Genomic DNA, 23,864 nt, shown 5'->3' with positions numbered 1-23,864 from the left:
TTTATAAGGGTGGTGGGTGTCAATGGTAAAGGAAAAAGAAGAAAAAGAAGAGGCCCTTTTTGACGATTATTCAACTGAAAGGGTGCCACAGGAAGCACGGGATCCGATGTGGAAAGTGTTAATGGTGCAGATCGGTGGTTTTGTGGCGCTGAGCCAATTTATGCTCGGGGCTCAGCTAGGTTTTGGAATGAGCTTTAAAAATGCGGTACTATCGACGATTTTAGGAAGTGTCATCCTGCAAGTAATTGCTTTTGGGCTTGGCCTAGCGGGACAACGTGAAGGTTTAGCTACTAGTTTGTTATCCAAGTGGGCAGGCTTTGGTACGATCGGTTCTGCGGTAGTCGGGCTAGCCTTTGCCGTTAGCTTAGTTGGTTGGTTTGGCATTCAAAACTCGATTTTTGCGCAGGGAATCATTTCGTTGCTCCCCGGCCACGCTAATTTCCAATTGGTAGCGACGATCACTGGTTTGGTAGTAACTTTTGCAGTGATTTTTGGCTTCGAGGGACTTAGTTGGACAACCAATATTTCGGTTCCGGCTTTCTTAATAGTAATTGCGATTGCTGGTTATAATATGTTAAAAGGACACACGTTAACTAGTCTGGTAACCATGGCTGCACCGGGGACGGCGTTATCATTGAGTTCTGGGATCACAATGGTGACGGGCAATTTTATCGTAGGTGCGATCATCATGCCCGACATTACGCGCCGCACTAGAAAGGGGATCGATGTTTTCTGGGTTACTGTGGTAGGAACTTTAGTCGGCGAATTGGGGGTTAACGTCATTGGGGTATTGATGGCTCATGCGGTTAAAACGCCTAATATTATGCCGATCATTTATCAATTAAGCGGTGTTTTTGGCATTGCTTTGGTGATTTTGTCGACCGTCAAGGTAAATGACGTGAACCTATATTCAGCTAGTTTGAATGTCGTTAACTTCTTTAAACAAGTATTTCACGTCAACTTTAACCGGGCTTGGGTCACAATTGCAACGGGGTGTATCGGGACTTTTCTTTCGGTGATCGGCCTAGTTGATAAGTTTTCGTCTTTCTTGACGGTTTTAGGAGCCGTCTTTCCTCCAGTGGCTGCGATCATGACAGTCGATTACTGGATACTTAAACGCAGTCGTAAGCAACTAGATGCTAGTCGGGCTGTGGGGCAGTTGCCGCAACATTCCGAGCAGTTTCCGTGGGTGACGATATTTTCGTGGGTTGCCAGTGTTGTTTTAGGATATGTTATCAAATGGGGCATTCAATCGATCAACGTACTGATAATTGCAGCAGTACTGTATTATTTAGGGATGAAATTTTTTGATAAAAAGGAGATCTTAGTAGATGAGTCGTAAAATAGGAGTAGCAGAAATTAAACAGATCGCGATCGGAGCGGCAGTCCTGGGTTCCGGTGGTGGCGGTAATCCGTACATTGGGAAAATGATGGCTATTTCAGCCGTTAAAGAACACGGTCCGGTGACTTTATTATCACCACAAGAAGCCGCAGACGATGATTTTTTTGTTTCGGCTTCGATGATCGGGGCACCAGCCGTTGCGTTGGAAAAATTTCCGAACGGACACGAATTCGAAACTTCATTTCATATGTACGAAAAATACAGCGGCAGAAAAATTAACGGTACTTTTCCAGTGGAAGCCGGTGGGATCAATTCGATGATGCCGATCGTGGCAGCCGCTAAAATGAACTTACCAATTTTAGATTTGGATGGAATGGGCCGGGCTTTTCCGGAATTGCAGATGTCGACTTTTGTCTTGGCTGGTCATTCGGTAACGCCGATGGTATTGACCGATGAACGCAAGAATACGGCGTTGATCAATACGATCGATTCGGTTTGGGCGGAAAAAATCGGGCGCAACGTGACTGTTCAGATGGGCGCTTCTTCGACTAGCGCCAGCGATGGGATGACTGCCAAGGAATTGCGTGAGGCGGGCGTGTTGAATATCATGACATTTTGTCAGCAGATAGGTAATTTAATTGAACATGCTCACGATTATCGCTCGATCGCGACTGCGTTAGCCGAATTATTAAAAATTACCAAGGGTTACCATTTAATGAGTGGCAAGATTGTCGACATTTCCCACGTAACTAAGGGCGGTTTTAATTACGGGACGACGACTATTCAAGGACTAGAACAAGACCAAGGATTAGAAGGAAAGATTTCGTTTCAAAACGAAAACATTATGTGCACGGTCAACGATCAAGTAGTAGCAACTGCCCCCGATTTAATCATGATGCTTGATTTGGATACTTTATTACCTGTGACCAACGAAGAGGCGCGTTACGGTAAAAGGGTGCACGTGATCGGATTACCGGCAAATTCCAAGTGGCGGACGCCGGCTGGGATTAAATCTGTCGGTCCTAGGTATTTCAAATACGATGTTGATTACGTGCCGATTGAGAAACGCTACGCACAGTTTCAAAAAAACAAGGGGGCTAACAATTAATGTATAAATTAGGAATCGATGTTGGTGGCACCAATACAGACGCGGTTATTTTAAACGAACAACAAAAAGTGATCGCCGCTACTAAAACTCATACAACTAAAGACATTCAAACCGGGATCAGTAATGCGATCCACACCGTGATCCAAGAAATCGATCCCCAGCAAATTACCCAGGCGATGTTGGGAACGACTCAGGCGACTAACGCGATCGTGGAACGCAAAAATCTGGGAAAAGTTGGGGTATTAAGGATCGGTTATCCGGCTACGGCCTCAATTTTGCCTTTCACGGAATGGCCGCAAGACATAGTGGATATTTTGACGGAAAATTATGCTTTGGTTCACGGAGGCTACGAGTTTAATGGTGAACCGCTATCACCATTTGATCCGGCAGAAATCAGTGAAGTATTACAAAAATGGCGCGGAAAAATTGATGGCGTCGCTATTATTGGTGTATTTTCTTCTATTAATGATAGTCAGGAACGACAAGCCGGCGAATTAGTCAAGCAGATATTGGGTGCCGATTTCCCAGTGTCGTTTTCCGCCGACATCGGTTCGGTCGGATTGATTGGGCGGGAGAATGCTACTATTTTAAATACCGCGCTATTTACGGTGATCAAAAAGGTGACGGAAGGCTTCGCGCAGTCGCTGGCTGATGAGCAGATTAATAATGCCCAAAAATACTTGTGTCAAAACGATGGGACTTTAATGGACCTGGCTTATGCTGAAAAATATCCGATTTTAACGATTGGCAGTGGGCCTACTAATAGTATTCGGGGTGCCGCTTACCTGTCGCAACAAAAAGAAGCGTTGGTTTTAGATATTGGCGGAACGACTTCGGATATTGGCGCTTTAGTCAAGGGATTTCCGCGGGAATCCTCTAAATCCGTCAATGTTGGGGGAGTTGAAACTAATTTCAGAATGCCGGATATTTTATCGGTCGGCTTAGGTGGTGGTAGCATTGTGCGTAAATTACCCGATGGCTCGATCACCGTGGGACCTGATAGTGTTGGCTATGCTATTACTGAAAAAGCAAGGATATTTGGTGGCGATACTTTGACTGCGACCGATATTGCAGTTCGTTTAGGAATGGCTGATTTGGGCGATCCTAAATTAGTGGCTGATGTTTCGTTAGCAGACGCTAAGCAAGCGTTGGCGGAGATGACCAGGATCTTAGAAGTGGCCGTCGATCAAATGAAGACCGACGCCAAAGACGTTAACGTGATTTTGGTCGGTGGTGGCTCGGTGATCGCGCCGCAAAAATTAGCTGGGGTAAAGCAAATTTATACCGATAAAAATGGCGGAGTTGCTAATGCAATTGGGGCCACGATCGCACAAATTGGCGGCGAGTACGAAAAAATGTATCCTTACGTCGATATTCCGCGGGAAAAGGCACTGGCGGATGCTACTGAATTGGCTACTCAACGAGCAGTCAGTGCTGGCGCGCTAAAAGAGTCGGTGGCGGTCGTAGAAGTAACGGAGACCCCACTATCGTACGCTCCGGGTGAAACCACTAAGGTGAAAGTCAAAGTGGTCGGCGATGCCGATTTGCATTAAAAATTAAGGCTATAAGTACTAAAGAGGATCAAGGCAAAATTATTTTGTCTTGATCCTTTAGTATTTTTATAAATATTGATTGCTATTCTATTGTAGCTCCCAGCGAATTTTTGAAATGACCCAGCGCCCATTTGTGTCCGGTCTGATCGAAACTAGCGACGCCATCTTGGAATACGTGAATACGGTAATTTAAGTTGTATGCTGCGATCGCGGTGTGCAAGACGCAGATGTCGGTGCAAACACCGGTTAAGTACAGGTCGCGAACTTCACGACTACGTAAGTAATTGTCTAGGTTGGTATTTTGAAAACTGGAATAACGATTTTTGTCGAATTTGTAGACGTTAGCTTGGTCTTGGTGTTGTTGATACCAGTTTTTTAGTTGGCCGTAGAGTTCTTGTCCCGGCGTTCCTTTGATGTTGTGTGGCGGAAATAGTTTAGTCTCGGGGTGGAAAGGATCGTCTTTAAAGTGACAGTCGGTTGGTAAAATGACGTAATCGCCCTGAGCGTCGAAGTCTTTAGCGTGTTGTACGATGGCGTTTTCTAATTCCTGTCCGGGTTTTCCGCAAGTGAGACTTCCGTCGGTTGCGACAAAATCATTGGTATAGTCGATGATCAGCAATGCTTTTTTCATGGGTTAAGCTTCTTTCGTAATTAAATTTTGTTACGGTTTCATCATAAGATAAAAGGGAGGTGCAAAGCAAATTTTAGTGTTACAATAGTTATTATTTATTAATCATCATTAAAAAAATATGGAATTCCTAAAAAATGCCAAATTAGTACATTATTGTATAGATTAATCGAGCAAATCCGAGCTACAATTAATTAAAATCACAATTAATATTAATAACGTTTTTAATAATTGGAGGAATTAGGATGCCTAAAAAATTACTGGCAATGTTGTTATTGACGAGTAGTTTGTTAGTTGGTAGTGCGGTAACCGTCAGTGCAGATAGTGCAACTTATACAACGAAACCAGGAGTAACTTTTAGTGACTCGGTAGCACCTAATCAACTACTAGATCCGGATTATCCCGATGAAGCCCACGTATTTCCTGATAATGATAACTACATGGTTCATCCTGGAAAACAGGAAAATGCAAATACAGATGGCACTTTAAGTATCGATTACATCAGTAATATGTTCTTTAATAATGTTCCTACTAAAAATACCACACAAACTGTTCCGGTTGCTGCAGAGCGTTTAATTCCCAGCGGCTCTGGAAGAATTGCAGACGAACAGTATACTTCACCCTTTGTACAAGTTACAGACCTCAGGGGAGGATACCCGTCGGGGTGGACGTTGCAGGTTAAACAAACTAAAAAATTTAGGTTACGTGATCTTGGCGGTCAATTTTATCAATCTTATTTAAAAGGGATATCGCTAGTTTTACCAGCCGCTGACACTAGTTACGATCAAGTCGAATCTCTTCCTGCTGCTAATGGAACTAAAGGAGCTGCTAATGATATTGTGTTAAACGATGTTGGTGACGCGGGGATCGTGATGCAAGCGAAAGCCGGTACTAATCAGGGACTGGGTTCTTCTATTATGAAATGGGGGCAATACGATCGGAGGCAACGGGATTGCCTAACTACCGGTCTAGCTGGTAATAATCCAGTTCATATAGTGCTTCCTCCTGGCAATCCGGTTGTAGACACTGGTCATACCGTATGGGCAGGAGCATATAGGAATAGCAGTTTTATAGCGGAATTGACTTGGACATTAGAGGCTGTACCTGGTAGTTAATAGGAAGGAATGGGACTGGAACAAATCTGCTTTGTTTCGGTCCCGTTTTAGTTTCCGTAAGTAATAGACTTGATCGTGCTCTGAATTGCTAACCGCTTTTTTTGCAACTCCCTTTATCCTATTAATGAGGAAACCAGTGCTATTTTGATTTTATCGTGTACTAGGACTTGCGTTAACACTTGATTTGTAATAAACTAGAAAGGTACTTGTCTAAGATAAGTACCTAGTTTGGTGTCTGCTGTTTGTAATTTACACAGCGATGATGCAGAAGGTTGCGACACACCCGGATGCTTTGCCACGCGTGTGGCGGTAATTTCTGCGGAGCCAGTCTTATTTTAAAAATAGACGAAGGAGGGAACAACATGGCAAAACAAAAAATTCGGATTCGCTTAAAGGCGTACGAACATCGTATTTTAGATCAATCCGCTGACAAGATCGTGGCAACGGCTAAACGGACGGGGGCCGACATTTCGGGCCCGATCCCATTGCCAACAGAACGCACGATCTACACGGTTTTAAGTTCACCGCATAAACATAAGGATGCTCGTGAACAGTTTGAAATGCGCACACACAAACGTTTGATCGATATTTTAAACCCGACCCCGAAGACAGTTGATTCATTGATGAAACTCGACTTGCCGTCCGGCGTTGACATTGAGATCAAACTATAAAATCAGGTAATTAAAATCATATAATTGGAGGTGTACTCATGACCACAAAAGGAATCTTAGGAAAAAAGGTAGGAATGACCCAAGTATTCACGGAAAACGGTGAATTAGTCCCAGTGACTGTCATCCAAGTCGGTACTAACGTCGTGTTGCAGTTAAAAACTGTTGAAAACGATGGCTACGAAGCTATTCAGTTAGGTTTCGACGATGTTCGTGCAATCAAGGCCACTAAACCTGCCAAAGGTCATGCAGCAAAAGCAAATACTGCTCCTAAGCGCTTCGTTCGTGAAATTCGCGATGTGACGCTGGGAGATTACAAAGTCGGTGATGAACTTCATGCCGATGTCTTTTCAGCAGGTGACAGCGTGGATGTCACAGGAACAACTAAAGGCAAAGGCTTCCAAGGCAATATCAAGCGTTGGGGCCAAGCTCGTGGTCCGATGGCACACGGTTCTCGTTATCATCGTCGTCCCGGTTCAATGGGTTCGATCATTAACCGCGTTTTCCCAGGAAAATTACTTCCGGGCAGAATGGGCGGCAATCGCGTAACGATCCAAAACTTAAAAATTGTCCAAGCTGATACGAAAAATGGCGTTCTTTTGATCAAAGGCAACGTTCCAGGTGCCAATAAGTCTTTTGTGACGATCAAAAGTACGGTGAAATAATTTAGGAGAAGGGAGGAAATACAAACATGCCTACAGTTGCATTATACCAACAAGATGGTAGTCAAAATGGTGAAATTGAATTAAATGAAGCAGTTTTCGGAATTGAACCGAATAATAGCGTGATCCATGATGCAGTTTTGATGCAGCGTGCATCTTTACGTCAAGGAACTCATGCCGTGAAGAACCGCAGTGCTGTTCGTGGCGGTGGTAAGAAGCCGTGGCGGCAAAAAGGAACTGGCCGTGCCCGTGCCGGCTCCACTCGTTCACCGATCTGGGTCGGTGGTGGTACGATCTTTGGACCGACACCTCGCTCATATGCTTACAAATTGCCGCGTAAAGTACGCCGCTTAGCAATCAAGTCTGTATTATCACAAAAAGTGCTCGATGACAGTTTGATCGCCGTTGATAAACTCGAATTTGAACAACCTAAGACTAAAGAATTTGCTGCAGTTTTGGCAGGGTTGAACGTTTCTTCTAAGACTTTGGTAGTAGTAGAAGATAGTAACGAAACAGCCGCTAAAGCAGCACGCAATTTGAAAAATGTCACTGTTCTTTTCGCCAAGGGCTTGAATGTGTTGAACGTTATTGATAGTGATAAGCTTGTCATTACTAAAGGAGCTCTTTCACAAGTAGAGGAGGTTCTGGCCTAATGGAAGCACGTGATGTCATTTTACGTCCAGTTGTCACTGAAGCGACAATGAACGAAATGGAAAACAAAAAATATACGTTTGACGTAAACGTGAAAGCTAACAAGTACCAAATCAAGCAAGCTGTAGAAGAAATTTTTGCAGTTAAAGTCGCAAAAGTCAACGTAATGAATTTAAAGGGTAAAAAGAAGCGGATGGGTCGTTACGAAGGTTACACTAAAAAGCGGCGCAAAGCGATCGTGACTTTAACTCCCGAATCTAAAGAAATTAAAATTTTTGATGAAGAATAAACATCTATAGGAGGGAAAAATAGTGGGAATCAGAAAGTATAAACCGACCTCTAATGGTCGTCGTAATATGACCGGTTCTGACTTCGCAGAGATTACTAAAACAACTCCTGAAAAGTCATTACTTTCTTCTCAAAGCAAAACAGCTGGCCGTAATTCCTATGGCCGCAAGACTGTGCGTCATCGTGGCGGTGGACACAAGCGTCAGTACCGGATAATCGATTTTAAACGGACTAAAGACGACGTTAAAGCTACTGTTAAAGCAATTGAGTATGATCCAAACCGTTCTGCTAATATTGCGTTATTAGTCTATGAAGATGGGATCAAAACTTACATTATTGCACCGAAGGGTTTGGAAGTCGGTCAAGTAGTTGAATCCGGTCCGGATGCTGATATCAAGCCTGGTAACGCATTGCCATTGAAGAATATCCCGGTTGGAAGTGTGATCCATAATATCGAACTTAAACCTGGTAAGGGTGGCCAATTGGTACGTTCTGCAGGAACTTCTGCTCAGTTACTGGGTAAAGAAGATCGTTACGCTACGATCCGTTTGAATTCCGGCGAAGTTCGTTTGGTATTGGTAACTTGCCGTGCTACGATCGGTGCCGTTGGTAACGAACAACACGAACTGATCAAGATCGGTAAAGCAGGACGTAATCGTTGGTTGGGCAAACGGCCACAATCTCGTGGTTCTGTAATGAACCCTAACGACCATCCACATGGTGGTGGTGAAGGGAAAGCTCCTGTTGGTCGTCCGAGCCCGGTTTCACCTTGGGGTCAAAAGACGATGGGCAAAAAGACCCGTTCGAAGAAAGCTCGTTCCAACAAGTTTATTGTTCGTAGTCGTAAGAAGAAATAGTGGATCACTATCCGAAAGGAGGATAACTCTTGAGTCGAAGTTTAAAAAAGGGCCCATTTGCAGACGCACATCTGCTTAAGAAAATTGAGGCGCAGGCTGATAAAGAAAAGAAATCCGTCATTAAAACTTGGTCACGGCGTTCTACGATCTATCCGAGTTTTGTTGGTTATACGATCGCTGTTCATGACGGCAGGAAGCATGTTCCGGTTTATATCCAAGAGGATATGGTTGGACATAAATTAGGCGAATTTGTCCCAACACGGACATTTCACGGTCACGGCAATGGCAGTGACGACAAAAAGACTGCCGCAAGATAATCTAAGGGAGGAAATAACATGGCTGAACAAGTTACATCAGCAAAAGCAACTGCTCGCGTGGTGCGCATCCCTGCACGTAAGGCACGTCTTGTGATCGATCTGATTCGTGGGAAAAGTGTTGCTGAAGCACTAGGAATTTTAAAATTTACACCTAGATCTGGTGCTACTCTGATTGAAAAAGTCTTAAAATCTGCAATTGCTAATGCAGAAAACAATTTTGACTTGGACGCGCAAGATCTCTACGTTAGCGAAGCTTATGTGAACGAAGGACCAACTTTGAAACGGTTCCGTCCGCGTGCCAAGGGCTCTGCTTCACCGATCAATAAACGTACAAGTCACATTACCGTTGTGGTATCTGAAAAATAAGGAGGGATAACGCGTGGGGCAAAAAATAAATCCTACTGGTTTACGTGTGGGCATCATTCGTGATTGGGATTCCAAGTGGTATGCCGAAAGAGATTTTGCAGACAACTTACACGAAGATCTCCATATTCGTAAATACATTGAAACTAAGTTAGCTGATGCATCCGTAGCAACCGTTGAAATCGAACGGGCTGCAAAACGGGTCAATATTTCGATCCATACTGCTAAACCAGGAATGGTGATCGGTAAGGGCGGTTCTGAAGTTGAAAAATTACGGAAAGAATTAAACGATCTGACCGGTAAACGGGTACACATCAACATTGTTGAAATTAAAAAGCCTGATTTAGAAGCTAAATTAGTGGGCGAAAGTGTTGCGCAACAATTAGAAGCACGTGTTGCTTTTCGGCGTGCAATGAAACAAGCTATTCAACGGACAATGCGTGCCGGCGCTAAGGGGATCAAGATCCAAGTCGCTGGTCGTTTAAATGGTGCCGATATGTCACGGGTCGAACATTTCTCAGAAGGTACGGTACCGTTGCATACTTTACGCGCTGATATTGATTACGCTTGGGTCGAAGCCAATACGACTTACGGCAAATTAGGCGTTAAAGTTTGGATCTATCGAGGTGAGATCCTGCCTGAAAAGAAACAGCAAAATAACAGTAAGGGAGGAAAATAGTCTATGTTAGTACCAAAGCGGACAAAGTATCGCCGCGAATTTCGTGGTAAGATGCGTGGTGAAGCCAAGGGCGGCAAGACGGTAGCTTTTGGTGAATATGGCTTACAAGCCCTCGATTCACACTGGATCACTAACCGTCAGATCGAAGCAGCCAGGGTCGCAGTTACTCGTTATATGAAACGTGGCGGCCAAGTTTGGATCAAGATTTTCCCACATAAATCATATACTGCTAAAGCAATTGGTGTCCGGATGGGTTCCGGAAAAGGTAGCCCAGAAGGATGGGTATCTCCAGTTAAACGCGGTAAAATTTTATTCGAAGTCGGCGGTGTGCCGGAAGAAGTTGCACGTGAAGCTTTACGTTTGGCTGCACATAAATTACCGATCAAGACTAAAGTTGTAACCCGTGAGGAAGTAGGTGGCGCTGATGAAAACTAAAGAATTTAAAGATGAAATCAACAAATTAACCACTGACGAGTTACTTGCCAAAGAAAAGGAATATCGAGAAGAACTTTTTAATTTAAGATTTCAATCAGCAACGGGTCAGTTAGAAAATACTGCTCGTTTGAAAAAGGTCCGTAAAGCAATTGCACGGATCAAGACTGTGTTGCGTCAAAAAGAAGCAGCAAAATAATTACGATAAGGAGGCTACGTGCGCATGAGTGAAGGTCGTAACTACCGCAAAGTTTACCAGGGGCGTGTTGTGTCCGATAAAATGGACAAGACGATCACTGTTGTTGTTGAAACTTATAAATTCCATAGAGTTTATGGCAAGCGTGTGAAGTATTCGAAAAAATACAAGGCTCATGATGAGAAAAATGAAGCAAAAATTGGCGATATTGTTAAAATCATGGAAACCCGGCCGTTATCAGCTACGAAACGTTTCCGTTTATTAGAAATCGTTGAAAAAGCAGTGGTTCTTTAATGCAGCCACGCATAAGATTCTAAGTTAATAACGAAAGGAGGTCACATTTGTGATCCAACAAGAAAGTCGTTTAAAAGTTGCTGATAATTCTGGTGCACGCGAGATCTTAGTCATTAAGATTTTAGGTGGTTCGCGTGTGAAAACCGCAAGCATCGGAGACGTAGTTGTTGCTACTGTAAAACAAGCAACACCAGGTGGCGTTGTCAAGAAGGGTGACGTTGTTAAAGCCGTCATCGTTCGTACCAAGTACGGTACTCACCGTTCAGATGGTTCATACATCAGATTCGATGAAAATGCTGCAGTAATTATTGCGGACGATAAGACTCCGAAGGGCACCCGTATTTTCGGACCAGTTGCCCGTGAATTGCGTGAAGGAAATTACATGAAGATCGTTTCTTTGGCGCCAGAAGTGCTGTAAGATAACCATTTAGCGACAGGAGGTGCATACCATGTACGTAAAAAGAAATGATAAAGTTCGGGTCATTGCGGGCAAGGACAAGGGTAAAGAAGGCGAAGTGTTGCAAGCTTTCCCGGCCAAAGACCGTGTGATCGTTAAGGGTGTTAATATCGTTAAAAAGCACCAAAAACCGACCAATGCTAATCCCAATGGCGGAATCGTCGAAGTTGAAGCACCGTTACACGTTTCTAACGTAATGTTGCTTGACCCTAAAACTAATGAACCGACCCGTGTTGGTCATGAAGTTAAAGACGGTAAAAAAGTCCGGATCTCTAAAAAAACCGGTGAAGTTATTTAAATTGACAGGGAAAGGAGGAACACTTTTTCATGGTTAACCGTTTGAAAGAAAGATATAGTAAGGAAATCGTGCCAGCTATGATCGAAAAATTTAACTATTCTTCGATCATGCAAGCCCCAAAAGTTGAGAAGATTGTCCTCAATATGGGGGTTGGCGACGCAGTCAGCAACGCCAAGAATTTAGACGAAGCTGTTGAAGAATTAACTTTGATCTCGGGACAAAAACCGGTGATCACTAAGGCTAAAAAATCAATCGCTAGTTTCCGCTTACGTGCCGGAATGCCGATCGGAGCTAAGGTCACTTTACGCGGAACTCGGATGTTTGACTTTTTAGACAAGCTGATTTCTGTTTCACTACCACGAGTACGTGATTTTCATGGGGTCAGCAAACGGGCTTTCGATGGCCGGGGAAACTATACCTTAGGGATCAAAGAACAGTTGATCTTCCCAGAAATCGATTTTGATAAAGTTAATAAAGTACGAGGCATGGATATTGTCATCGTTACGACTGCTAACACCGATGAGGAAGCTCATGAATTGTTAGCACAGCTTGGAATGCCATTCGCTAAATAAGGAGGTTATACACTTGGCAAAGAAGTCACAAATTGTCAGAAATCAACGTCCCGCTAAGTTCTCATCACGGGAATATACTCGTTGTGCTCGTTGCGGTCGTCCGCATTCTGTCTACCGTAAGTTTAAGTTATGCCGTGTTTGCCTGCGTGATCTAGCACATAAGGGTCAAATCCCAGGATTGAAAAAGGCTAGCTGGTAAATCATCAACAAGTAAAGGAGGCTAATAACATGGCAATGACCGATCCAATTGCAGATTTTCTGACTCGTATTCGGAATGCAAATTTAGCAAAACATGAATCAGTTGAAGCACCTGCATCTAAAATCAAACGCGGGATCGCTGAGATCTTAAAAAATGAAGGTTTCATCCGTGACGTCGAATATGTCGCTGACGACAAGCAAGGCGTGATCCGGATCTTCTTGAAATATGATAAAAATAATGAACGTGTCATCACTGGTTTGAAACGGATCTCTAAACCAGGTTTACGCTCATACGTAAAAGCAGACGCAGTTCCTAAGGTATTAAACGGCCTAGGAATTGCCATTCTTTCAACTTCTGAAGGAATCGTGACGGATAAAACTGCACGTGCTAAAAACATTGGCGGCGAAGTGCTCGCTTACGTTTGGTAATAAATTAAAAAGCAAGGAGGTGGCTATCTCGTGAGTCGTATTGGTTATAAAGTCGTTGAATTGCCGGAAGGCGTTGACGTCAAACAAGATGGTAATGTTGTGACCGTCAAGGGACCTAAGGGTGAATTAACGCGCGAATTATCTGATTTGATCTCGATGAAGATCGAAGGTAAAGATGTTAAATTTGATCGTCCTTCTGATGACTATAAGATGAAGGCTTTGCACGGTACTACCCGGGCTAACTTCAATAATATGGTCGAAGGTGTTACCCATGGTTTCAAAAAGGAACTTGAATTGCGTGGGGTTGGTTATCGTGCGCAAATGAAGGGTAAGAATTTGATCTTAAACGTTGGTTATTCCAACCCAGTTGAATTTCCTGCAGCAGACGGGATCAAGATCGAAGTTCCTTCCCCGACTCAGATCACAGTTTCTGGGATCAACAAAGAATTAGTCGGTGATACTGCAGCACGGATCCGGGCAACTCGTGCCCCAGAGCCATATAAAGGTAAAGGGATCCGTTATGTCGGTGAATACGTTCGCCGTAAGGAAGGTAAGACTGGTAAATAATAAAGTAGCTTAAGTGCTATTGAATAATTTCAAGAGGTGAAAATAGTGATTTCTAAACCAGATAAGAATAAAACACGGCAAAAGCGCCACGCACGTGTTCGTAATAAAATCTCTGGTACTGCTGAGTGCCCACGCTTAAACGTTTATCGTTCTAATAAAAACATCTACGCTCAAGTAATTGATGACGTAGCGGGTGTGACGCTAGCTAGTGCCTCTACTTTAGATAGTGATATTGCAGCTGATACAAAAACTAAGCAAGCTCAAGCCGTTGGTGCTTTAGTTGCTCAGCGTGCTAGTGCTAAAGGGATCAAAGAAGTAGTCTTTGATCGTGGCGGTTATTTGTATCACGGTCGGGTTGAAGCTTTAGCTGAAGCTGCCCGTGAAAATGGATTAGAATTTTAGTAAAAGGAGGAATTAACGTTTATGGCTTTTATCGATCCAGCTCAATTAGATTTGGAAGACCAGGTTGTTGCGATCAACCGGATCACAAAAGTTGTGAAAGGTGGGCGTCGTCTACGTTTTGCAGCCTTAGCGATCGTTGGTGATCACAAAGGACACGTGGGATTTGGTACAGGAAAAGCGCAAGAAGTTCCTGAAGCAATTCGTAAGGCAGTCGATGCCGCACGTAAAAACTTGATCGAAGTTCCGCTTGACGGAACTACTATTCCTCACGAAGTTCTGGGACATCATAGTGGCAGTACCGTATTATTAAAACCTGCTGACGCTGGTTCTGGAGTTGCTGCTGGTGGTTCCGTCCGTGCCGTAATGGAACTGGCCGGAATTGCTGATGTTACCAGCAAATCCTTGGGTTCTAACACTCCGATCAACGTAGTACGAGCAACAATCAATGGATTAGAAAATTTGAGAAGTGCCAAAGAAACGGCTGCTTTGCGCGGAGTTTCTGTCCAGCACTTGGCTGAATAAGGAGGGCAATTAAGATGGCTAAAATTAAAGTGACTTTGACTCGCTCGGTCATTGGTCGCCCACGTAATCAACGTGCAATCGTCAAGGGCCTAGGCTTAACCCGTGTCCAAAGTTCAGTTGTTGTTCCCGATAACGCAGCAATGCGCGGGGCAATCCGTAAAATCAATCATTTGGTAGCTGTATCGGCTGCTGAATAAGACATTTAACGAACGAGGAGGTGCTAACGGAAATGAAATTGCATGAATTACAAGCTACCGCAGGCGCACGCCGTCAGCGAAACCGCGTTGGCCGGGGAACTTCTTCTGGCAACGGTAAGACTGCTGGTCGGGGCCAAAAAGGGCAAAAAGCGCGTGGAACAGGTAAAGTTCGTTTAGGTTTTGAAGGTGGGCAGATGCCATTGTTCCGCCGGATGCCTAAGCGCGGTTTTAATAATATCAACCGTAAAGTCTTTGCCATCGTGAATATTGAAACTTTAAACAAATTTGAAGATGGTGCAGAAGTTAACCCAGACATCCTCCGGGCAACGGGAATTGTGAAGGATAACCAAAATGGCATCAAGATCTTGGGCAATGGTAAATTGACTAAGAAATTGACCGTTAAGGCTAACCAATTCTCTGCATCTGCAAAAGCTGCCATCGAAGCAGCAGGCGGTCAAGTTGAGGTGATTTAATAAATGCTGACGACAATGAAAGACGCCCTAGCTGTTAAAGAGATCCGTAAGAAAATTTTCTTTACACTAGGTGTCTTGATTGTGTTTCGTCTCGGCACTTATATTACCGTCCCTGGGATCAACGCTAAAGCATTGAGTAGTGTTGCGTCTTCAGGGTTAATTAGTATCTTGAATACTTTTTCAGGTGGCGGTTTAACCAATTATTCACTGTTAGCGATGGGGGTTTCTCCCTATATTACCGCGCAAATCGTCGTACAATTGCTGCAAATGGACATTGTGCCCCGTTTTGTAGAGTGGAGCAAACAAGGTGAAGTCGGCCGCCGGAAGCTCAATCAAGTAACAAGATATTTGACGATCGTGCTGGCGTTTATACAATCAATTGGAATTACTGCAGGATTTAATAGTTTAAGTAGTTTAAGTCTAGTTAAAAACCCGAGTTTGGCAACTTACTTCAGTATTGGGGTGATCCTAACTGGGGGAACGATGTTTACTACTTGGCTGGGTGATATGATCACCGATCGTGGGTTAGGCAATGGGATCTCAATGATCATCATGGCCGGGATCATCGCCCGGATTCCGACGGGAATCGAGCAGGTTTATCAAGACCAGTTTGTGGGGATCAGTAAATCACAATTGTGGCAGCCGCTATGTTACGTAGTGATCTTGTTAGTAGTGATTTTAGCGATCGTAACCTTTGTGACTTACGTGCAACAAGCTAATTATAAGATTCCGATCCAGTATACAAGACGGCTTGCTGGTGCAACTGAAAATTCATACCTACCGCTAAAAGTCAACGTGGCGGGAGTTATTCCGGTGATTTTTGCTAGTTCGTTTATTGCGACACCGCAGACGATTTTGCTGGCATTTGCTCAAAATCACTCTCAGGATAGCTGGTATCAGATCTTATCCGCAGTTTTTAGTATGCAAACCAAGCCGGGAATGATTTTGTATACGGTCTTGATCGTCGTCTTTACTTTCTTCTATGCTTTCGTGCAGGTCAATCCGGAAAAGTTATCCGAGAATTTGCAAAAACAGGGTAGCTACATTCCATCCGTTTGGCCAGGTAAGGAAACAGAACGCTATGTTTCGGCAGTTTTGATGCGCTTGAGTACGGTTGGTTCGTTATTCCTCGGATTAGTTTCACTGATCCCATTAGTAGCTTCGGCTTACTTTGGTTTAGACGAATCGATCGGACTGGGCGGTACTAGTCTGTTGATCGTAGTGGGCGTAACGCTAGAAACGATGCGTCAGCTTGAAGGAATGATGATGAAACGAGAATACATTGGCTTCATCAGAGAATAAGAAGATTAGGTTGCTTACATTTAGTGTGAGGGCCTAATTTTTGCTTAATAAATTAAAGGAGATGTTAGCGTGGCACTGAATTTAATGCTGCTAGGATTGCCGGGCGCAGGGAAAGGTACCCAAGCCGAACGGATCGTTGCTCAATACCAGATCCAGCATATTTCGACCGGTGATATTTTTAGGGCGGCAATGCAGGACAAAACCCCGATGGGATTGAAAGCTAAAAGCTATATCGACCGGGGTGAATTAGTCCCAGATGATGTGACTAATGGTATCGTGCAGGAACGATTAGCCCAAGCCGATGTTGCGGATGGCTACTTATTAGATGGCTATCCCCGTAATATGGGGCAAGCTCAGGCCTTAGAAGAGATCGGTACTAAACTAGACCGTTGCTTGAATGGGGTGATCAACATTAACGTTGATCCCGCTTCATTAATGGAACGGTTGACCGGTCGTTATATCTGCCGCAATTGTGGTGCAACTTACCATAAAGTCTTCAACCCGACTAAAAAAGACGGAGTTTGTGACCAGTGTGGTGCTAGTGATTTTTACCAGCGCGATGATGACAAGCCGGAAACCGTCAAAAATCGTTTGGAAGTTAACTTGAAGATGAATACCCCGTTGTTAGACTTTTACGAACAAAAGGGGATCTTGCATACTGTTAACGGTAACCAAGGAATCGACCAGGTCTTTGCTGACGTGCAAGCTGCAGTCGCTCAAATTAAGAAGTAAGTTAGATTTTTAAAAAGTGTAGCGCGGTGTGAGTAATTTTTATTCGTTAAATCTTGCATCACTAAACCAGCTGTGCTATGCTAGGTTAGGTTTATCTTTTCAAGGGGTTTAGTTTGCTCTAAAATAGAGGAATGTAAATCTAACGGATGCCAAACCCCTATTTTTAGTGTGAAGTTATTAAACCAATTTAAGGAGGTACTTTTGCGTGGCGAAAGATGATGTGATTGAAATTGAGGGTACGATCAAAGAAACGTTACCCAACGCGATGTTCAAGGTGGAACTAGAAAACGGACATGAGATTTTAGCGCACGTATCCGGTAAGATCCGGATGCACTACATTCGCATTTTGCCCGGAGACAAGGTTACAGTTGAGATGTCGCCGTACGACTTAACTAAAGGTCGCATTACCTATCGTTACAGATAGATTGTACTTCAATCTTAAGCAGGAGGTATCATTCATGAAGGTCAGACCATCAGTTAAACCAATGTGCGAACACTGCAAAGTTATCAAACGCAAAGGTCGTGTGATGATTATTTGCTCTAACCCTAAGCACAAACAACGTCAAGGATAATAATATATAGGAGGTGTAATTGTAATGGCTCGTATTGCAGGTGTCGATTTACCACGTGACAAGCGGATCGTGATCGGCTTAACTTATATTTACGGAATCGGTAATACCACTGCACACAAGATCTTAGCAGATGCAGGTGTTTCTGAAGATGTCCGGGTGCGTGATTTGACCGCTGATCAAGAAGATCAAATCAGGGCACAAGTTGATAACTACAAAGTTGAAGGTGACCTTCGGCGTGAAGTTTCAATGAACATCAAGCGTTTATCAGAAATTGGTTCTTACCGTGGCATGCGTCATCGGCGTAATTTACCAGTGCGCGGACAGCACACTAAGAATAATGCGCGGACACGTAAAGGCCCAGCAGTTTCAATTGCAGGTAGAAAAAAATAATTTAGTTTAAGGGAGGTTTACCGTTTAATGGCAGTTAAGAAATCACGCAAGCGTCGGGTGAAAAAGAATATTGAAAGCGGCGTTGCTCATATCCATTCTACATTTAACAACACATTAGTCATGATCACAGACGTTCATGGTAATGCCGTGGCATGGTCTTCTGCTGGTGCCCTAGGTTTTAAGGGTTCCCGGAAGTCCACCCCATTTGCTGCACAGATGGCTTCAGAAGCTGCAGCTAAGAGTGCAATGGATTTTGGAATGAAAAATGTTGCCGTTTCTGTCAAAGGACCGGGTTCTGGTCGTGAGGCAGCTATTCGTGCGCTTCAAACAACGGGCTTGGAAGTTACTTCCATTAAAGATGTAACACCAGTGCCTCATAATGGATGCCGTCCGCCAAAACGTCGGCGAGTTTAATTTGGAGTTGTTTTATTTTGCAAAATAACGTCATGTTGTTTTCTCCAAATTACACGTCACGTTTTGAAAGGGGTAAAGGTAAGAATGATCGAGTTTGAAAAACCAAAAATTCAAAAAATTGAAGAAAGTGAAAATTACGGCAAGTTCATAGTTGAGCCCTTAGAGCGCGGCTACGGTACTACTTTGGGTAATTCCTTACGCCGGATCTTACTTTCTTCGTTGCCCGGTGCTGCAATCACCGACGTTCAAATTGATGGTGTGTTGCATGAATTTTCATCCATTGATGGTGTGTTGGAAGATGTAACGACAATTATTTTGAATTTGAAAAAAGTTGCTTTACGCTTAGACTCTGAAGAAGATCAGGCATTAGAAATTGACGTTAACGGACCTGCCGAAGTTACGGCGGGGGATATCCAAGGCAGTAGTGAAGTTGAAGTTTTGAATCCGGACCTGTACATTTGTACGGTCGCTGAAGGAACTTCATTTCACGTGCGGATGACCGCTAACAAGGGTCGTGGTTATGTTTCAGCCAATGAAAATAAGGCTTTGGCAACTGATATGCCGATTGGTGTTTTAGCTATCGACTCTATTTATACCCCGATTGAGCGTGTCAATTATCAAGTAGAAAAAACACGTGTTGGTCAGAAAAACGACTTTGATAAGTTAACACTGGATGTGTGGACGAACGGTTCAATTTCGCCGAGCGAAGCAATCAGTCTTTCGGCTAAGATCTTGACGGAGCATTTGACTTTATTCGTTGATTTAACGGATGAGGCTAAAAACGCTGAGATCATGGTTGAAAAAGAAGAGAGTCATAAAGGCAAGATGTTGGAAATGACGATCGAAGAATTAGACCTGTCTGTTCGTTCGTATAACTGTTTGAAACGAGCTGGGATCAACACGGTCCAGGAGTTAACTAATAAGTCCGAAGCTGACATGATGAAGGTCCGCAATTTAGGCCGGAAATCACTAGAAGAAGTCAAGGTAAAATTGACCGATTTAGGTTTATCATTACGACATGATGACTAACTGAAGGAGGGATTTTGATGGCATATCGTAAATTAGGACGCGACAGTGCTCATCGTAAAGCGATGTTGCGTAATTTAACGACCGATGTGATCGTGCACGGTAAGATCGTGACGACACAACAACGGGCAAAAGAAGTCCGCAAGTTCGTGGATAAAATGATCACATTAGGTAAAAAAGGTGATTTGGCTTCCCGTCGTCGCGCCGCTGCATTTTTGATGAATGTAGTTGCTGACGTTAAAGAAGACGAAGAAAACGATAAAGTAACTGTTCAAACTGCGTTACAAAAATTATTTGCTGAGGTGGCACCGCGTTTTGCAGAACGTAACGGTGGTTATACTCGCATCTACAAGATGGACCAACGCCGCGGCGACGCAGCTCAAATGGTAGTCTTGGAATTAGTTGATTAACTAATATTTTAGTTTTACCCCAGTGTCACTTTTATGTACAGGATGAATGTTATGATGGTGGAATTTTTCCCAGTCTAGTTCTAAGTAGCGGTCTTGGCCGTGAAATTGTGCATAAAAAGTGATTTTTTTGTGGGTAAACTGTTACTTTTTGAAATACGATCTGATTATCATTTGTGAGTATGTAAATATAAGGCCGGGACAAACACCGTTTTGTCTTAGGCCTTTTTGTATTTCTGCTGGTGATAGTTTGATCGTGTTCCCAAAAGCAGCAATTTTTTGGATTAACTCTTCTTTTTTCTAGTAAGGTCGAACTTTTATCTTAGTTAAGTGGCTGAAAGTGCCGGCAATATGATATGATACTCAGTAAGCATTCATTGTGAAAGGAAATTATTATGAGTTCAATCATTGATATTAAGGACCTCTGTTTTCGCTACAATCAGGAGCGACCGGAGTTGACCTTGGATCATATCAATTTACAAATTGAAAAGGGACAGTGGGTCGCGATCGTCGGGCATAATGGCAGCGGTAAAAGCACGTTGGCTAAGGCGATCGACGGGTTGTTGGAACTCGATTCCGGCGAAATTTACGTGGCAGGAAAGAAATTGACACCGGAAACGCTGTGGGAGATCCGCGAACAGATTGGAATGGTCTTTCAAAATCCGGATAATCAGTTTGTCGGTGCGGACGTGGAAGGCGACGTGGCCTTTGGCATGGAAAATCGTGGTGTCGCACGTCCGGAAATGCGGCGGCGGGTCACAGCAGCGCTCACGGCCGTCAACATGCTGGATTTTGCGCAACACGAACCCGCCCACTTGTCTGGGGGACAAAAACAGCGAGTGGCGATCGCCGGGGTTTTAGCGCTAGAGCCCCAGATCGTGATCTTCGACGAGTCGACCAGTATGCTTGATCCCGAGGGCCGGCAGCAGATCTTGGAGCTGATCAGGAAGTTGCACGAGCGTTTCACGGTGATTTCGATCACGCACGATATCGATGAGGCGGCGCTGGCCGACCGGGTGTTGGTGTTAGACGACGGCAAGATCGTCAGCGATAGTTCACCCGCCCAGCTGTTTGCGAGGGAAGACGAGTTATTTGCCCAGGGATTGGACCTGCCTTATCCCGAAAAATTAAAGCGTCAGTTGCGGCTGTTAGGGATGAAAGTTCCCCAAGAGTATTTGGACGAAAAAGGGATGGTAGACTGGTTATGTCAATTAAAATCACGAATTTAAGCTATACTTATCAGGAAAATACCCCCTTAGAGCAACGGGCGTTAAGTGACATTTCGCTGACGATCGCCGATCACAGTTATACCGCCGTGATCGGACACACTGGTAGCGGCAAATCGACGCTGCTGCAACATTTAAACGGCTTATTGAAACCGACTGCGGGAAAATTGGAGATCAACGGTAGCGTGATCACCCCGGAAACTAAAAACAAGGAACTGGGTGAATTACGGCGCCAAGTGGGTTTTGTTTTTCAATTTCCCGAGTCGCAGTTATTCGAAGAAACGGTACTCAAAGACATCGCGTTTGCACCCAAAAATTTTGGTAAAAACGAACAAGAGGCTAAAGAAGTCGCGATTAAAGCCGCGCAAATGGTTAATTTACCCCCGGAAGTTTATGAGCGTTCTCCTTTCGACCTGTCTGGCGGACAGATGAGAAGAGTGGCGATCGCCGGGGTATTAGCGATGGAGCCGCAAGTGTTGGTGCTAGATGAGCCGACTGCGGGCTTAGATCCGGCCGGGCGGGCGGAGATCATGCAACTATTTGCCGCTCTTCACACCAAACAGCACCTGACGATCATCCTAGTTACGCACCAGATGAATGACGTGGCGGATTATGCCGACCACGTTTTGGTGTTGGAAAAAGGGCACTTGCTTGCTGATACGACTCCCCGCGAGATCTTCAGTCGTCCCCAGTGGTTGCAAGAACACCACTTAGGCTTGCCGCAAACGCCGCATTTTGCGCACTTGTTGGCGCAACGGGGATTTCAGTTTGAGCCGTTGCCTTTGACCGTTGAGCAGTTAGCATCACAGTTACAAGCTACCTTAGAAACGGGGCGTGAAAGTGAATAAATTATTACTGGGCCGTTACGTGAACGGTAATTCGCTGGTTCACCAAATGGACGCGCGGGCTAAGATCGCTTTGAGTTTTTATTTTATCGTGATCGTTTTTTTGTGTAATAACTGGGCGACTTACCTGTTGATGAGCCTAGCCGTTTTATCTTTTGTGTTATTATCGCATTTAGGGTTGGGCTTTTTCTTGCGGGGCGTGCGGCCGATGATTTTACTGATCTTGCTGACCGTTTTGTTACAGATCTTTTTTTCGGTCGGTGGAACGGTTTACTGGCACTGGGGGCCTTTTACGGTCACCAGTTTCGGGCTGATCAACGGCGTATTTGTCTTTTTGCGCTTCGTTTTGATCATTTTTATGTCGACGCTGTTGACCGTGACGACCACGCCGCTAGAGATCGCCGACGGTATCGAGTCACTACTGCAGCCGCTAAATAAGATCAAGGTCCCGGTCGCTGAGATCGCCTTGATGCTGTCGATCGCATTACGTTTTGTCCCAACACTGATGGACGAAACGACTAAGATCATGAATGCCCAGCGCTCACGGGGAGTTAATTTTGGTGAAGGTAGTTTATTGCAACAGGTCAAAGCCGTGATCCCATTGTTGATCCCGTTATTTGTTAGTGCGTTTAACCGCGCGGAAGAATTAGCGACGGCGATGGAAGCACGGGGGTACCGCGGTGGTGCCGGGCGAACGAAATACCGGGAGCAAAAGTGGCACCAAAAAGATACCTGGGCGGTAATCTGTTTTATACTGTTGACTGCGGCTTTATTAGCCTTACGCCAACTACATTAAGGATGAAAAAATGAAACGCTATAAGATCACGTTAGCTTACGACGGCACTAATTTTGCGGGCTTTCAGAGTCAGCCGCGGCAACGCACGATTCAGTCGGTGCTAGAACAAGCGATCAATAAAATGAGTAAAAAAGACGAACACATTGCACTATTTGGTTCGGGACGCACCGATGCGGGCGTTCATGCGTTGGGGCAAGTCGCCCATTTTGATTTTCCCCATGATTTAAGCGCGGGGCAGATGTTGCGGGGACTCAACAGTATGTTACCCCTCGATATCCAGATCAAAGACTGTCAAATAGTCGGGATGGATTTTCACGCGCGTTACACGGCTCACGCTAAAAGTTATGTTTACCGCGTCAGTCGCGGGCAGTTCGTCGATCCCTTCAAACGTTTTTACACGGGACATTATAAGTACCATTTGGACGTTGCGCGGATCAAAGAAGCGTTGCCGGACTTGTGCGGCACGCACGACTTCAGCAGTTTTGTGGCAGCGGGCAGTCAGGCTAAAAGTAACGTGCGCACGATTTACCGTGCGACGATAGAAGAGCGACCGCAACAAGCTGAATTACAGTTTGAATTTTGCGGTAATGGTTTTTTGTACAATCAGGTGCGCATCATGGTCGCTACTTTGCTGGAGATCGGCAATGGTAAACGGCCGGTGCACGATATTTTGCGTCTGTACGAAGTTAAGGATCGCAATCAGGCACGCGAGACGGCGCCTGCCAGCGGTCTGTATTTGAAAGAAGTTTACTATGACGTGCCGAAAAAAGGGTGAAATTTACGGGATTTGATTTGACTAGTTTGCCGAAAAATCGTAAAATGGTACATGGTATTGTTTGCCCCACAGTAGGCCCCGTTAACTTATTGTTTGTCAAACATGCATCAG

The 23,864-nt window shown here is 44.4% G+C and carries 38 protein-coding genes; 37 read left to right on the top strand and 1 reads right to left on the bottom strand.

What is annotated here, in order from left to right; genetic code table 11:
- Window positions 1-22: 22 nt before the first annotated feature.
- From ACSYSK_RS08200 to ACSYSK_RS08190, 3 genes are read left to right on the top strand one after another with little or no spacing between them, the layout of a single operon-like run.
- Entirely contained in the window at window positions 23-1,342 is a 1,320-nt protein-coding gene (locus ACSYSK_RS08200) for a purine-cytosine permease family protein (protein ID WP_491714661.1), read from the top strand.
- Complete coding sequence (locus ACSYSK_RS08195; RefSeq protein ID WP_491714660.1) at window positions 1,332-2,450, top strand: S-methyl thiohydantoin desulfurase family protein; 1,119 nt, start codon at window positions 1,332-1,334, stop codon at window positions 2,448-2,450. Before ACSYSK_RS08200 ends, ACSYSK_RS08195 begins: the two co-directional genes overlap by 11 nt.
- Window positions 2,450-4,003, top strand: coding sequence for a hydantoinase/oxoprolinase N-terminal domain-containing protein (locus ACSYSK_RS08190; protein ID WP_491714659.1), 1,554 nt, complete (start codon window positions 2,450-2,452; stop codon window positions 4,001-4,003). The genes ACSYSK_RS08195 and ACSYSK_RS08190 overlap by 1 nt, the downstream gene beginning before the upstream one ends.
- Before the next feature lie 82 nt (window positions 4,004-4,085).
- Here ACSYSK_RS08190 and ACSYSK_RS08185 read toward each other — a convergent pair whose 3' ends face one another.
- Window positions 4,086-4,634: a cysteine hydrolase family protein gene (locus ACSYSK_RS08185; RefSeq protein ID WP_491714658.1), complete on the bottom strand. Its 549-nt coding sequence runs from the start codon at window positions 4,632-4,634 to the stop codon at window positions 4,086-4,088.
- Window positions 4,635-4,876: 242 nt separating this feature from the next.
- On the opposite strand from ACSYSK_RS08185, the gene ACSYSK_RS08180 reads away from it, so the two are divergent.
- The 34 genes from ACSYSK_RS08180 to truA all read left to right on the top strand — a co-directional run bounded on the left by ACSYSK_RS08180 (window position 4,877) and on the right by truA (window position 23,753).
- Window positions 4,877-5,746, top strand: coding sequence for a WxL domain-containing protein (locus tag ACSYSK_RS08180; RefSeq protein WP_491714657.1), 870 nt, complete (start codon window positions 4,877-4,879; stop codon window positions 5,744-5,746).
- Window positions 5,747-6,108: 362 nt separating this feature from the next.
- Window positions 6,109-6,417: a 30S ribosomal protein S10 gene (gene rpsJ, locus ACSYSK_RS08175; protein ID WP_491714656.1), complete on the top strand. Its 309-nt coding sequence runs from the start codon at window positions 6,109-6,111 to the stop codon at window positions 6,415-6,417.
- Window positions 6,418-6,455: 38 nt separating this feature from the next.
- Window positions 6,456-7,079 carry a 50S ribosomal protein L3 gene (gene rplC, locus ACSYSK_RS08170; protein WP_491714655.1) on the top strand — a complete coding sequence of 208 codons (624 nt, stop codon included), beginning with the start codon at window positions 6,456-6,458 and terminating at the stop codon, window positions 7,077-7,079.
- A gap of 26 nt (window positions 7,080-7,105) precedes the next feature.
- On the top strand, window positions 7,106-7,729 hold the full coding sequence (gene rplD, locus ACSYSK_RS08165) for a 50S ribosomal protein L4 (protein ID WP_491714654.1): 624 nt from the start codon (window positions 7,106-7,108) through the stop codon (window positions 7,727-7,729).
- On the top strand, window positions 7,729-8,016 hold the full coding sequence (rplW, locus tag ACSYSK_RS08160) for a 50S ribosomal protein L23 (RefSeq protein ID WP_491714653.1): 288 nt from the start codon (window positions 7,729-7,731) through the stop codon (window positions 8,014-8,016). The genes rplD and rplW overlap by 1 nt, the downstream gene beginning before the upstream one ends.
- Window positions 8,017-8,038: 22 nt before the next feature.
- Window positions 8,039-8,872, top strand: coding sequence for a 50S ribosomal protein L2 (gene rplB, locus ACSYSK_RS08155; RefSeq protein WP_491714652.1), 834 nt, complete (start codon window positions 8,039-8,041; stop codon window positions 8,870-8,872).
- 29 nt (window positions 8,873-8,901) lie between these two features.
- Entirely contained in the window at window positions 8,902-9,189 is a 288-nt protein-coding gene (gene rpsS, locus ACSYSK_RS08150) for a 30S ribosomal protein S19 (protein ID WP_491714651.1), read from the top strand.
- 18 nt (window positions 9,190-9,207) lie between these two features.
- Window positions 9,208-9,555 (top strand): 50S ribosomal protein L22, encoded by a 348-nt coding sequence (gene rplV, locus ACSYSK_RS08145; RefSeq protein ID WP_491714650.1) that lies wholly within the window; start codon window positions 9,208-9,210, stop codon window positions 9,553-9,555.
- 13 nt (window positions 9,556-9,568) lie between these two features.
- Window positions 9,569-10,231 (top strand): 30S ribosomal protein S3, encoded by a 663-nt coding sequence (rpsC, locus tag ACSYSK_RS08140; protein ID WP_491714649.1) that lies wholly within the window; start codon window positions 9,569-9,571, stop codon window positions 10,229-10,231.
- Between the two features lie 3 nt (window positions 10,232-10,234).
- Window positions 10,235-10,666 (top strand): 50S ribosomal protein L16, encoded by a 432-nt coding sequence (gene rplP, locus ACSYSK_RS08135; RefSeq protein ID WP_491714648.1) that lies wholly within the window; start codon window positions 10,235-10,237, stop codon window positions 10,664-10,666.
- Window positions 10,656-10,862, top strand: a complete 207-nt coding sequence (gene rpmC / locus ACSYSK_RS08130; protein ID WP_491714647.1) for a 50S ribosomal protein L29 — start codon at window positions 10,656-10,658, stop codon at window positions 10,860-10,862. Before rplP ends, rpmC begins: the two co-directional genes overlap by 11 nt.
- 24 nt (window positions 10,863-10,886) lie before the next feature.
- Window positions 10,887-11,153, top strand: a complete 267-nt coding sequence (gene rpsQ, locus ACSYSK_RS08125; protein WP_491714646.1) for a 30S ribosomal protein S17 — start codon at window positions 10,887-10,889, stop codon at window positions 11,151-11,153.
- Window positions 11,154-11,202: 49 nt separating this feature from the next.
- Window positions 11,203-11,571, top strand: coding sequence for a 50S ribosomal protein L14 (gene rplN, locus ACSYSK_RS08120; protein WP_491714645.1), 369 nt, complete (start codon window positions 11,203-11,205; stop codon window positions 11,569-11,571).
- A gap of 31 nt (window positions 11,572-11,602) precedes the next feature.
- Window positions 11,603-11,908, top strand: a complete 306-nt coding sequence (gene rplX / locus ACSYSK_RS08115; RefSeq protein WP_491714644.1) for a 50S ribosomal protein L24 — start codon at window positions 11,603-11,605, stop codon at window positions 11,906-11,908.
- A gap of 29 nt (window positions 11,909-11,937) precedes the next feature.
- On the top strand, window positions 11,938-12,480 hold the full coding sequence (gene rplE / locus ACSYSK_RS08110) for a 50S ribosomal protein L5 (RefSeq protein WP_491714643.1): 543 nt from the start codon (window positions 11,938-11,940) through the stop codon (window positions 12,478-12,480).
- 13 nt (window positions 12,481-12,493) lie between these two features.
- Complete coding sequence (locus tag ACSYSK_RS08105) at window positions 12,494-12,679, top strand: type Z 30S ribosomal protein S14 (protein WP_491714642.1); 186 nt, start codon at window positions 12,494-12,496, stop codon at window positions 12,677-12,679.
- A gap of 29 nt (window positions 12,680-12,708) precedes the next feature.
- Window positions 12,709-13,107, top strand: coding sequence for a 30S ribosomal protein S8 (gene rpsH, locus ACSYSK_RS08100; RefSeq protein ID WP_491714641.1), 399 nt, complete (start codon window positions 12,709-12,711; stop codon window positions 13,105-13,107).
- A 30-nt stretch (window positions 13,108-13,137) separates the two neighbouring features.
- Window positions 13,138-13,674 (top strand): 50S ribosomal protein L6, encoded by a 537-nt coding sequence (gene rplF, locus ACSYSK_RS08095; protein WP_491714640.1) that lies wholly within the window; start codon window positions 13,138-13,140, stop codon window positions 13,672-13,674.
- A gap of 45 nt (window positions 13,675-13,719) precedes the next feature.
- Window positions 13,720-14,076, top strand: coding sequence for a 50S ribosomal protein L18 (gene rplR / locus ACSYSK_RS08090; RefSeq protein ID WP_491714639.1), 357 nt, complete (start codon window positions 13,720-13,722; stop codon window positions 14,074-14,076).
- A 21-nt stretch (window positions 14,077-14,097) separates the two neighbouring features.
- The gene (rpsE, locus tag ACSYSK_RS08085; RefSeq protein ID WP_491714638.1) at window positions 14,098-14,598 is read left to right on the top strand and encodes a 30S ribosomal protein S5; all 501 of its coding nucleotides are present in this window, start codon (window positions 14,098-14,100) and stop codon (window positions 14,596-14,598) included.
- 14 nt (window positions 14,599-14,612) lie between these two features.
- Window positions 14,613-14,795, top strand: a complete 183-nt coding sequence (gene rpmD / locus ACSYSK_RS08080) for a 50S ribosomal protein L30 (protein ID WP_491714637.1) — start codon at window positions 14,613-14,615, stop codon at window positions 14,793-14,795.
- Between the two features lie 32 nt (window positions 14,796-14,827).
- Window positions 14,828-15,268 (top strand): 50S ribosomal protein L15, encoded by a 441-nt coding sequence (rplO, locus tag ACSYSK_RS08075; RefSeq protein WP_491714636.1) that lies wholly within the window; start codon window positions 14,828-14,830, stop codon window positions 15,266-15,268.
- A gap of 3 nt (window positions 15,269-15,271) precedes the next feature.
- Entirely contained in the window at window positions 15,272-16,570 is a 1,299-nt protein-coding gene (secY, locus tag ACSYSK_RS08070; RefSeq protein WP_491714635.1) for a preprotein translocase subunit SecY, read from the top strand.
- A gap of 69 nt (window positions 16,571-16,639) precedes the next feature.
- Window positions 16,640-17,302, top strand: a complete 663-nt coding sequence (locus tag ACSYSK_RS08065; RefSeq protein WP_491714634.1) for an adenylate kinase — start codon at window positions 16,640-16,642, stop codon at window positions 17,300-17,302.
- Window positions 17,303-17,507: 205 nt separating this feature from the next.
- The gene (gene infA / locus ACSYSK_RS08060; RefSeq protein WP_244054422.1) at window positions 17,508-17,726 is read left to right on the top strand and encodes a translation initiation factor IF-1; all 219 of its coding nucleotides are present in this window, start codon (window positions 17,508-17,510) and stop codon (window positions 17,724-17,726) included.
- Window positions 17,727-17,760: 34 nt separating this feature from the next.
- A complete protein-coding gene (gene rpmJ, locus ACSYSK_RS08055; protein WP_010496734.1) occupies window positions 17,761-17,874 on the top strand; it encodes a 50S ribosomal protein L36 in 114 nt (37 codons plus the stop codon).
- A 24-nt stretch (window positions 17,875-17,898) separates the two neighbouring features.
- Window positions 17,899-18,264: a 30S ribosomal protein S13 gene (gene rpsM, locus ACSYSK_RS08050; protein WP_491714633.1), complete on the top strand. Its 366-nt coding sequence runs from the start codon at window positions 17,899-17,901 to the stop codon at window positions 18,262-18,264.
- 27 nt (window positions 18,265-18,291) lie between these two features.
- The gene (gene rpsK, locus ACSYSK_RS08045) at window positions 18,292-18,678 is read left to right on the top strand and encodes a 30S ribosomal protein S11 (RefSeq protein WP_491714632.1); all 387 of its coding nucleotides are present in this window, start codon (window positions 18,292-18,294) and stop codon (window positions 18,676-18,678) included.
- An 84-nt stretch (window positions 18,679-18,762) separates the two neighbouring features.
- The gene (locus ACSYSK_RS08040; RefSeq protein ID WP_491714631.1) at window positions 18,763-19,707 is read left to right on the top strand and encodes a DNA-directed RNA polymerase subunit alpha; all 945 of its coding nucleotides are present in this window, start codon (window positions 18,763-18,765) and stop codon (window positions 19,705-19,707) included.
- A gap of 17 nt (window positions 19,708-19,724) precedes the next feature.
- Complete coding sequence (rplQ, locus tag ACSYSK_RS08035; RefSeq protein WP_491714630.1) at window positions 19,725-20,114, top strand: 50S ribosomal protein L17; 390 nt, start codon at window positions 19,725-19,727, stop codon at window positions 20,112-20,114.
- Between the two features lie 392 nt (window positions 20,115-20,506).
- The gene (locus tag ACSYSK_RS08030) at window positions 20,507-21,340 is read left to right on the top strand and encodes an energy-coupling factor transporter ATPase (protein WP_491714629.1); all 834 of its coding nucleotides are present in this window, start codon (window positions 20,507-20,509) and stop codon (window positions 21,338-21,340) included.
- Complete coding sequence (locus ACSYSK_RS08025) at window positions 21,316-22,185, top strand: energy-coupling factor ABC transporter ATP-binding protein (RefSeq protein ID WP_491714628.1); 870 nt, start codon at window positions 21,316-21,318, stop codon at window positions 22,183-22,185. Before ACSYSK_RS08030 ends, ACSYSK_RS08025 begins: the two co-directional genes overlap by 25 nt.
- Window positions 22,178-22,978, top strand: coding sequence for an energy-coupling factor transporter transmembrane component T family protein (locus ACSYSK_RS08020; RefSeq protein ID WP_491714627.1), 801 nt, complete (start codon window positions 22,178-22,180; stop codon window positions 22,976-22,978). The genes ACSYSK_RS08025 and ACSYSK_RS08020 overlap by 8 nt, the downstream gene beginning before the upstream one ends.
- Window positions 22,979-22,988: 10 nt before the next feature.
- Entirely contained in the window at window positions 22,989-23,753 is a 765-nt protein-coding gene (gene truA / locus ACSYSK_RS08015) for a tRNA pseudouridine(38-40) synthase TruA (RefSeq protein WP_491714626.1), read from the top strand.
- The last annotated feature ends 111 nt before the right edge of the window (window positions 23,754-23,864 follow it).

Source organism: Ligilactobacillus sp. ESL1201, assembly GCF_058503265.1.
The sequence above is the reverse complement of the archived record's forward strand: the minus strand, read 5'-3'. Positions and strand labels throughout refer to the sequence as shown.

Bases quoted from the DNA above. Each gene is read 5' to 3' on its own strand.
- ACSYSK_RS08200 (WP_491714661.1), top strand. From the start codon at position 23: ATGGTAAAGGAAAAAGAAGAAAAAGAAGAGGCCCTTTTTGACGATTAT.
- ACSYSK_RS08195 (WP_491714660.1), top strand. From the start codon at position 1,332: ATGAGTCGTAAAATAGGAGTAGCAGAAATTAAACAGATCGCGATCGGA.
- ACSYSK_RS08190 (WP_491714659.1), top strand. From the start codon at position 2,450: ATGTATAAATTAGGAATCGATGTTGGTGGCACCAATACAGACGCGGTT.
- ACSYSK_RS08185 (WP_491714658.1), bottom strand. From the start codon at position 4,634: ATGAAAAAAGCATTGCTGATCATCGACTATACCAATGATTTTGTCGCA.
- ACSYSK_RS08180 (WP_491714657.1), top strand. From the start codon at position 4,877: ATGCCTAAAAAATTACTGGCAATGTTGTTATTGACGAGTAGTTTGTTA.
- rpsJ (WP_491714656.1), top strand. From the start codon at position 6,109: ATGGCAAAACAAAAAATTCGGATTCGCTTAAAGGCGTACGAACATCGT.
- rplC (WP_491714655.1), top strand. From the start codon at position 6,456: ATGACCACAAAAGGAATCTTAGGAAAAAAGGTAGGAATGACCCAAGTA.
- rplD (WP_491714654.1), top strand. From the start codon at position 7,106: ATGCCTACAGTTGCATTATACCAACAAGATGGTAGTCAAAATGGTGAA.
- rplW (WP_491714653.1), top strand. From the start codon at position 7,729: ATGGAAGCACGTGATGTCATTTTACGTCCAGTTGTCACTGAAGCGACA.
- rplV (WP_491714650.1), top strand. From the start codon at position 9,208: ATGGCTGAACAAGTTACATCAGCAAAAGCAACTGCTCGCGTGGTGCGC.
- rplP (WP_491714648.1), top strand. From the start codon at position 10,235: ATGTTAGTACCAAAGCGGACAAAGTATCGCCGCGAATTTCGTGGTAAG.
- rpmC (WP_491714647.1), top strand. From the start codon at position 10,656: ATGAAAACTAAAGAATTTAAAGATGAAATCAACAAATTAACCACTGAC.
- rpsQ (WP_491714646.1), top strand. From the start codon at position 10,887: ATGAGTGAAGGTCGTAACTACCGCAAAGTTTACCAGGGGCGTGTTGTG.
- rplX (WP_491714644.1), top strand. From the start codon at position 11,603: ATGTACGTAAAAAGAAATGATAAAGTTCGGGTCATTGCGGGCAAGGAC.
- rplE (WP_491714643.1), top strand. From the start codon at position 11,938: ATGGTTAACCGTTTGAAAGAAAGATATAGTAAGGAAATCGTGCCAGCT.
- rpsH (WP_491714641.1), top strand. From the start codon at position 12,709: ATGGCAATGACCGATCCAATTGCAGATTTTCTGACTCGTATTCGGAAT.
- rpsE (WP_491714638.1), top strand. From the start codon at position 14,098: ATGGCTTTTATCGATCCAGCTCAATTAGATTTGGAAGACCAGGTTGTT.
- rpmD (WP_491714637.1), top strand. From the start codon at position 14,613: ATGGCTAAAATTAAAGTGACTTTGACTCGCTCGGTCATTGGTCGCCCA.
- rplO (WP_491714636.1), top strand. From the start codon at position 14,828: ATGAAATTGCATGAATTACAAGCTACCGCAGGCGCACGCCGTCAGCGA.
- secY (WP_491714635.1), top strand. From the start codon at position 15,272: ATGCTGACGACAATGAAAGACGCCCTAGCTGTTAAAGAGATCCGTAAG.
- rpmJ (WP_010496734.1), top strand. From the start codon at position 17,761: ATGAAGGTCAGACCATCAGTTAAACCAATGTGCGAACACTGCAAAGTT.
- rpsM (WP_491714633.1), top strand. From the start codon at position 17,899: ATGGCTCGTATTGCAGGTGTCGATTTACCACGTGACAAGCGGATCGTG.
- rpsK (WP_491714632.1), top strand. From the start codon at position 18,292: ATGGCAGTTAAGAAATCACGCAAGCGTCGGGTGAAAAAGAATATTGAA.
- ACSYSK_RS08040 (WP_491714631.1), top strand. From the start codon at position 18,763: ATGATCGAGTTTGAAAAACCAAAAATTCAAAAAATTGAAGAAAGTGAA.
- rplQ (WP_491714630.1), top strand. From the start codon at position 19,725: ATGGCATATCGTAAATTAGGACGCGACAGTGCTCATCGTAAAGCGATG.
- ACSYSK_RS08030 (WP_491714629.1), top strand. From the start codon at position 20,507: ATGAGTTCAATCATTGATATTAAGGACCTCTGTTTTCGCTACAATCAG.
- ACSYSK_RS08025 (WP_491714628.1), top strand. From the start codon at position 21,316: ATGTCAATTAAAATCACGAATTTAAGCTATACTTATCAGGAAAATACC.
- truA (WP_491714626.1), top strand. From the start codon at position 22,989: ATGAAACGCTATAAGATCACGTTAGCTTACGACGGCACTAATTTTGCG.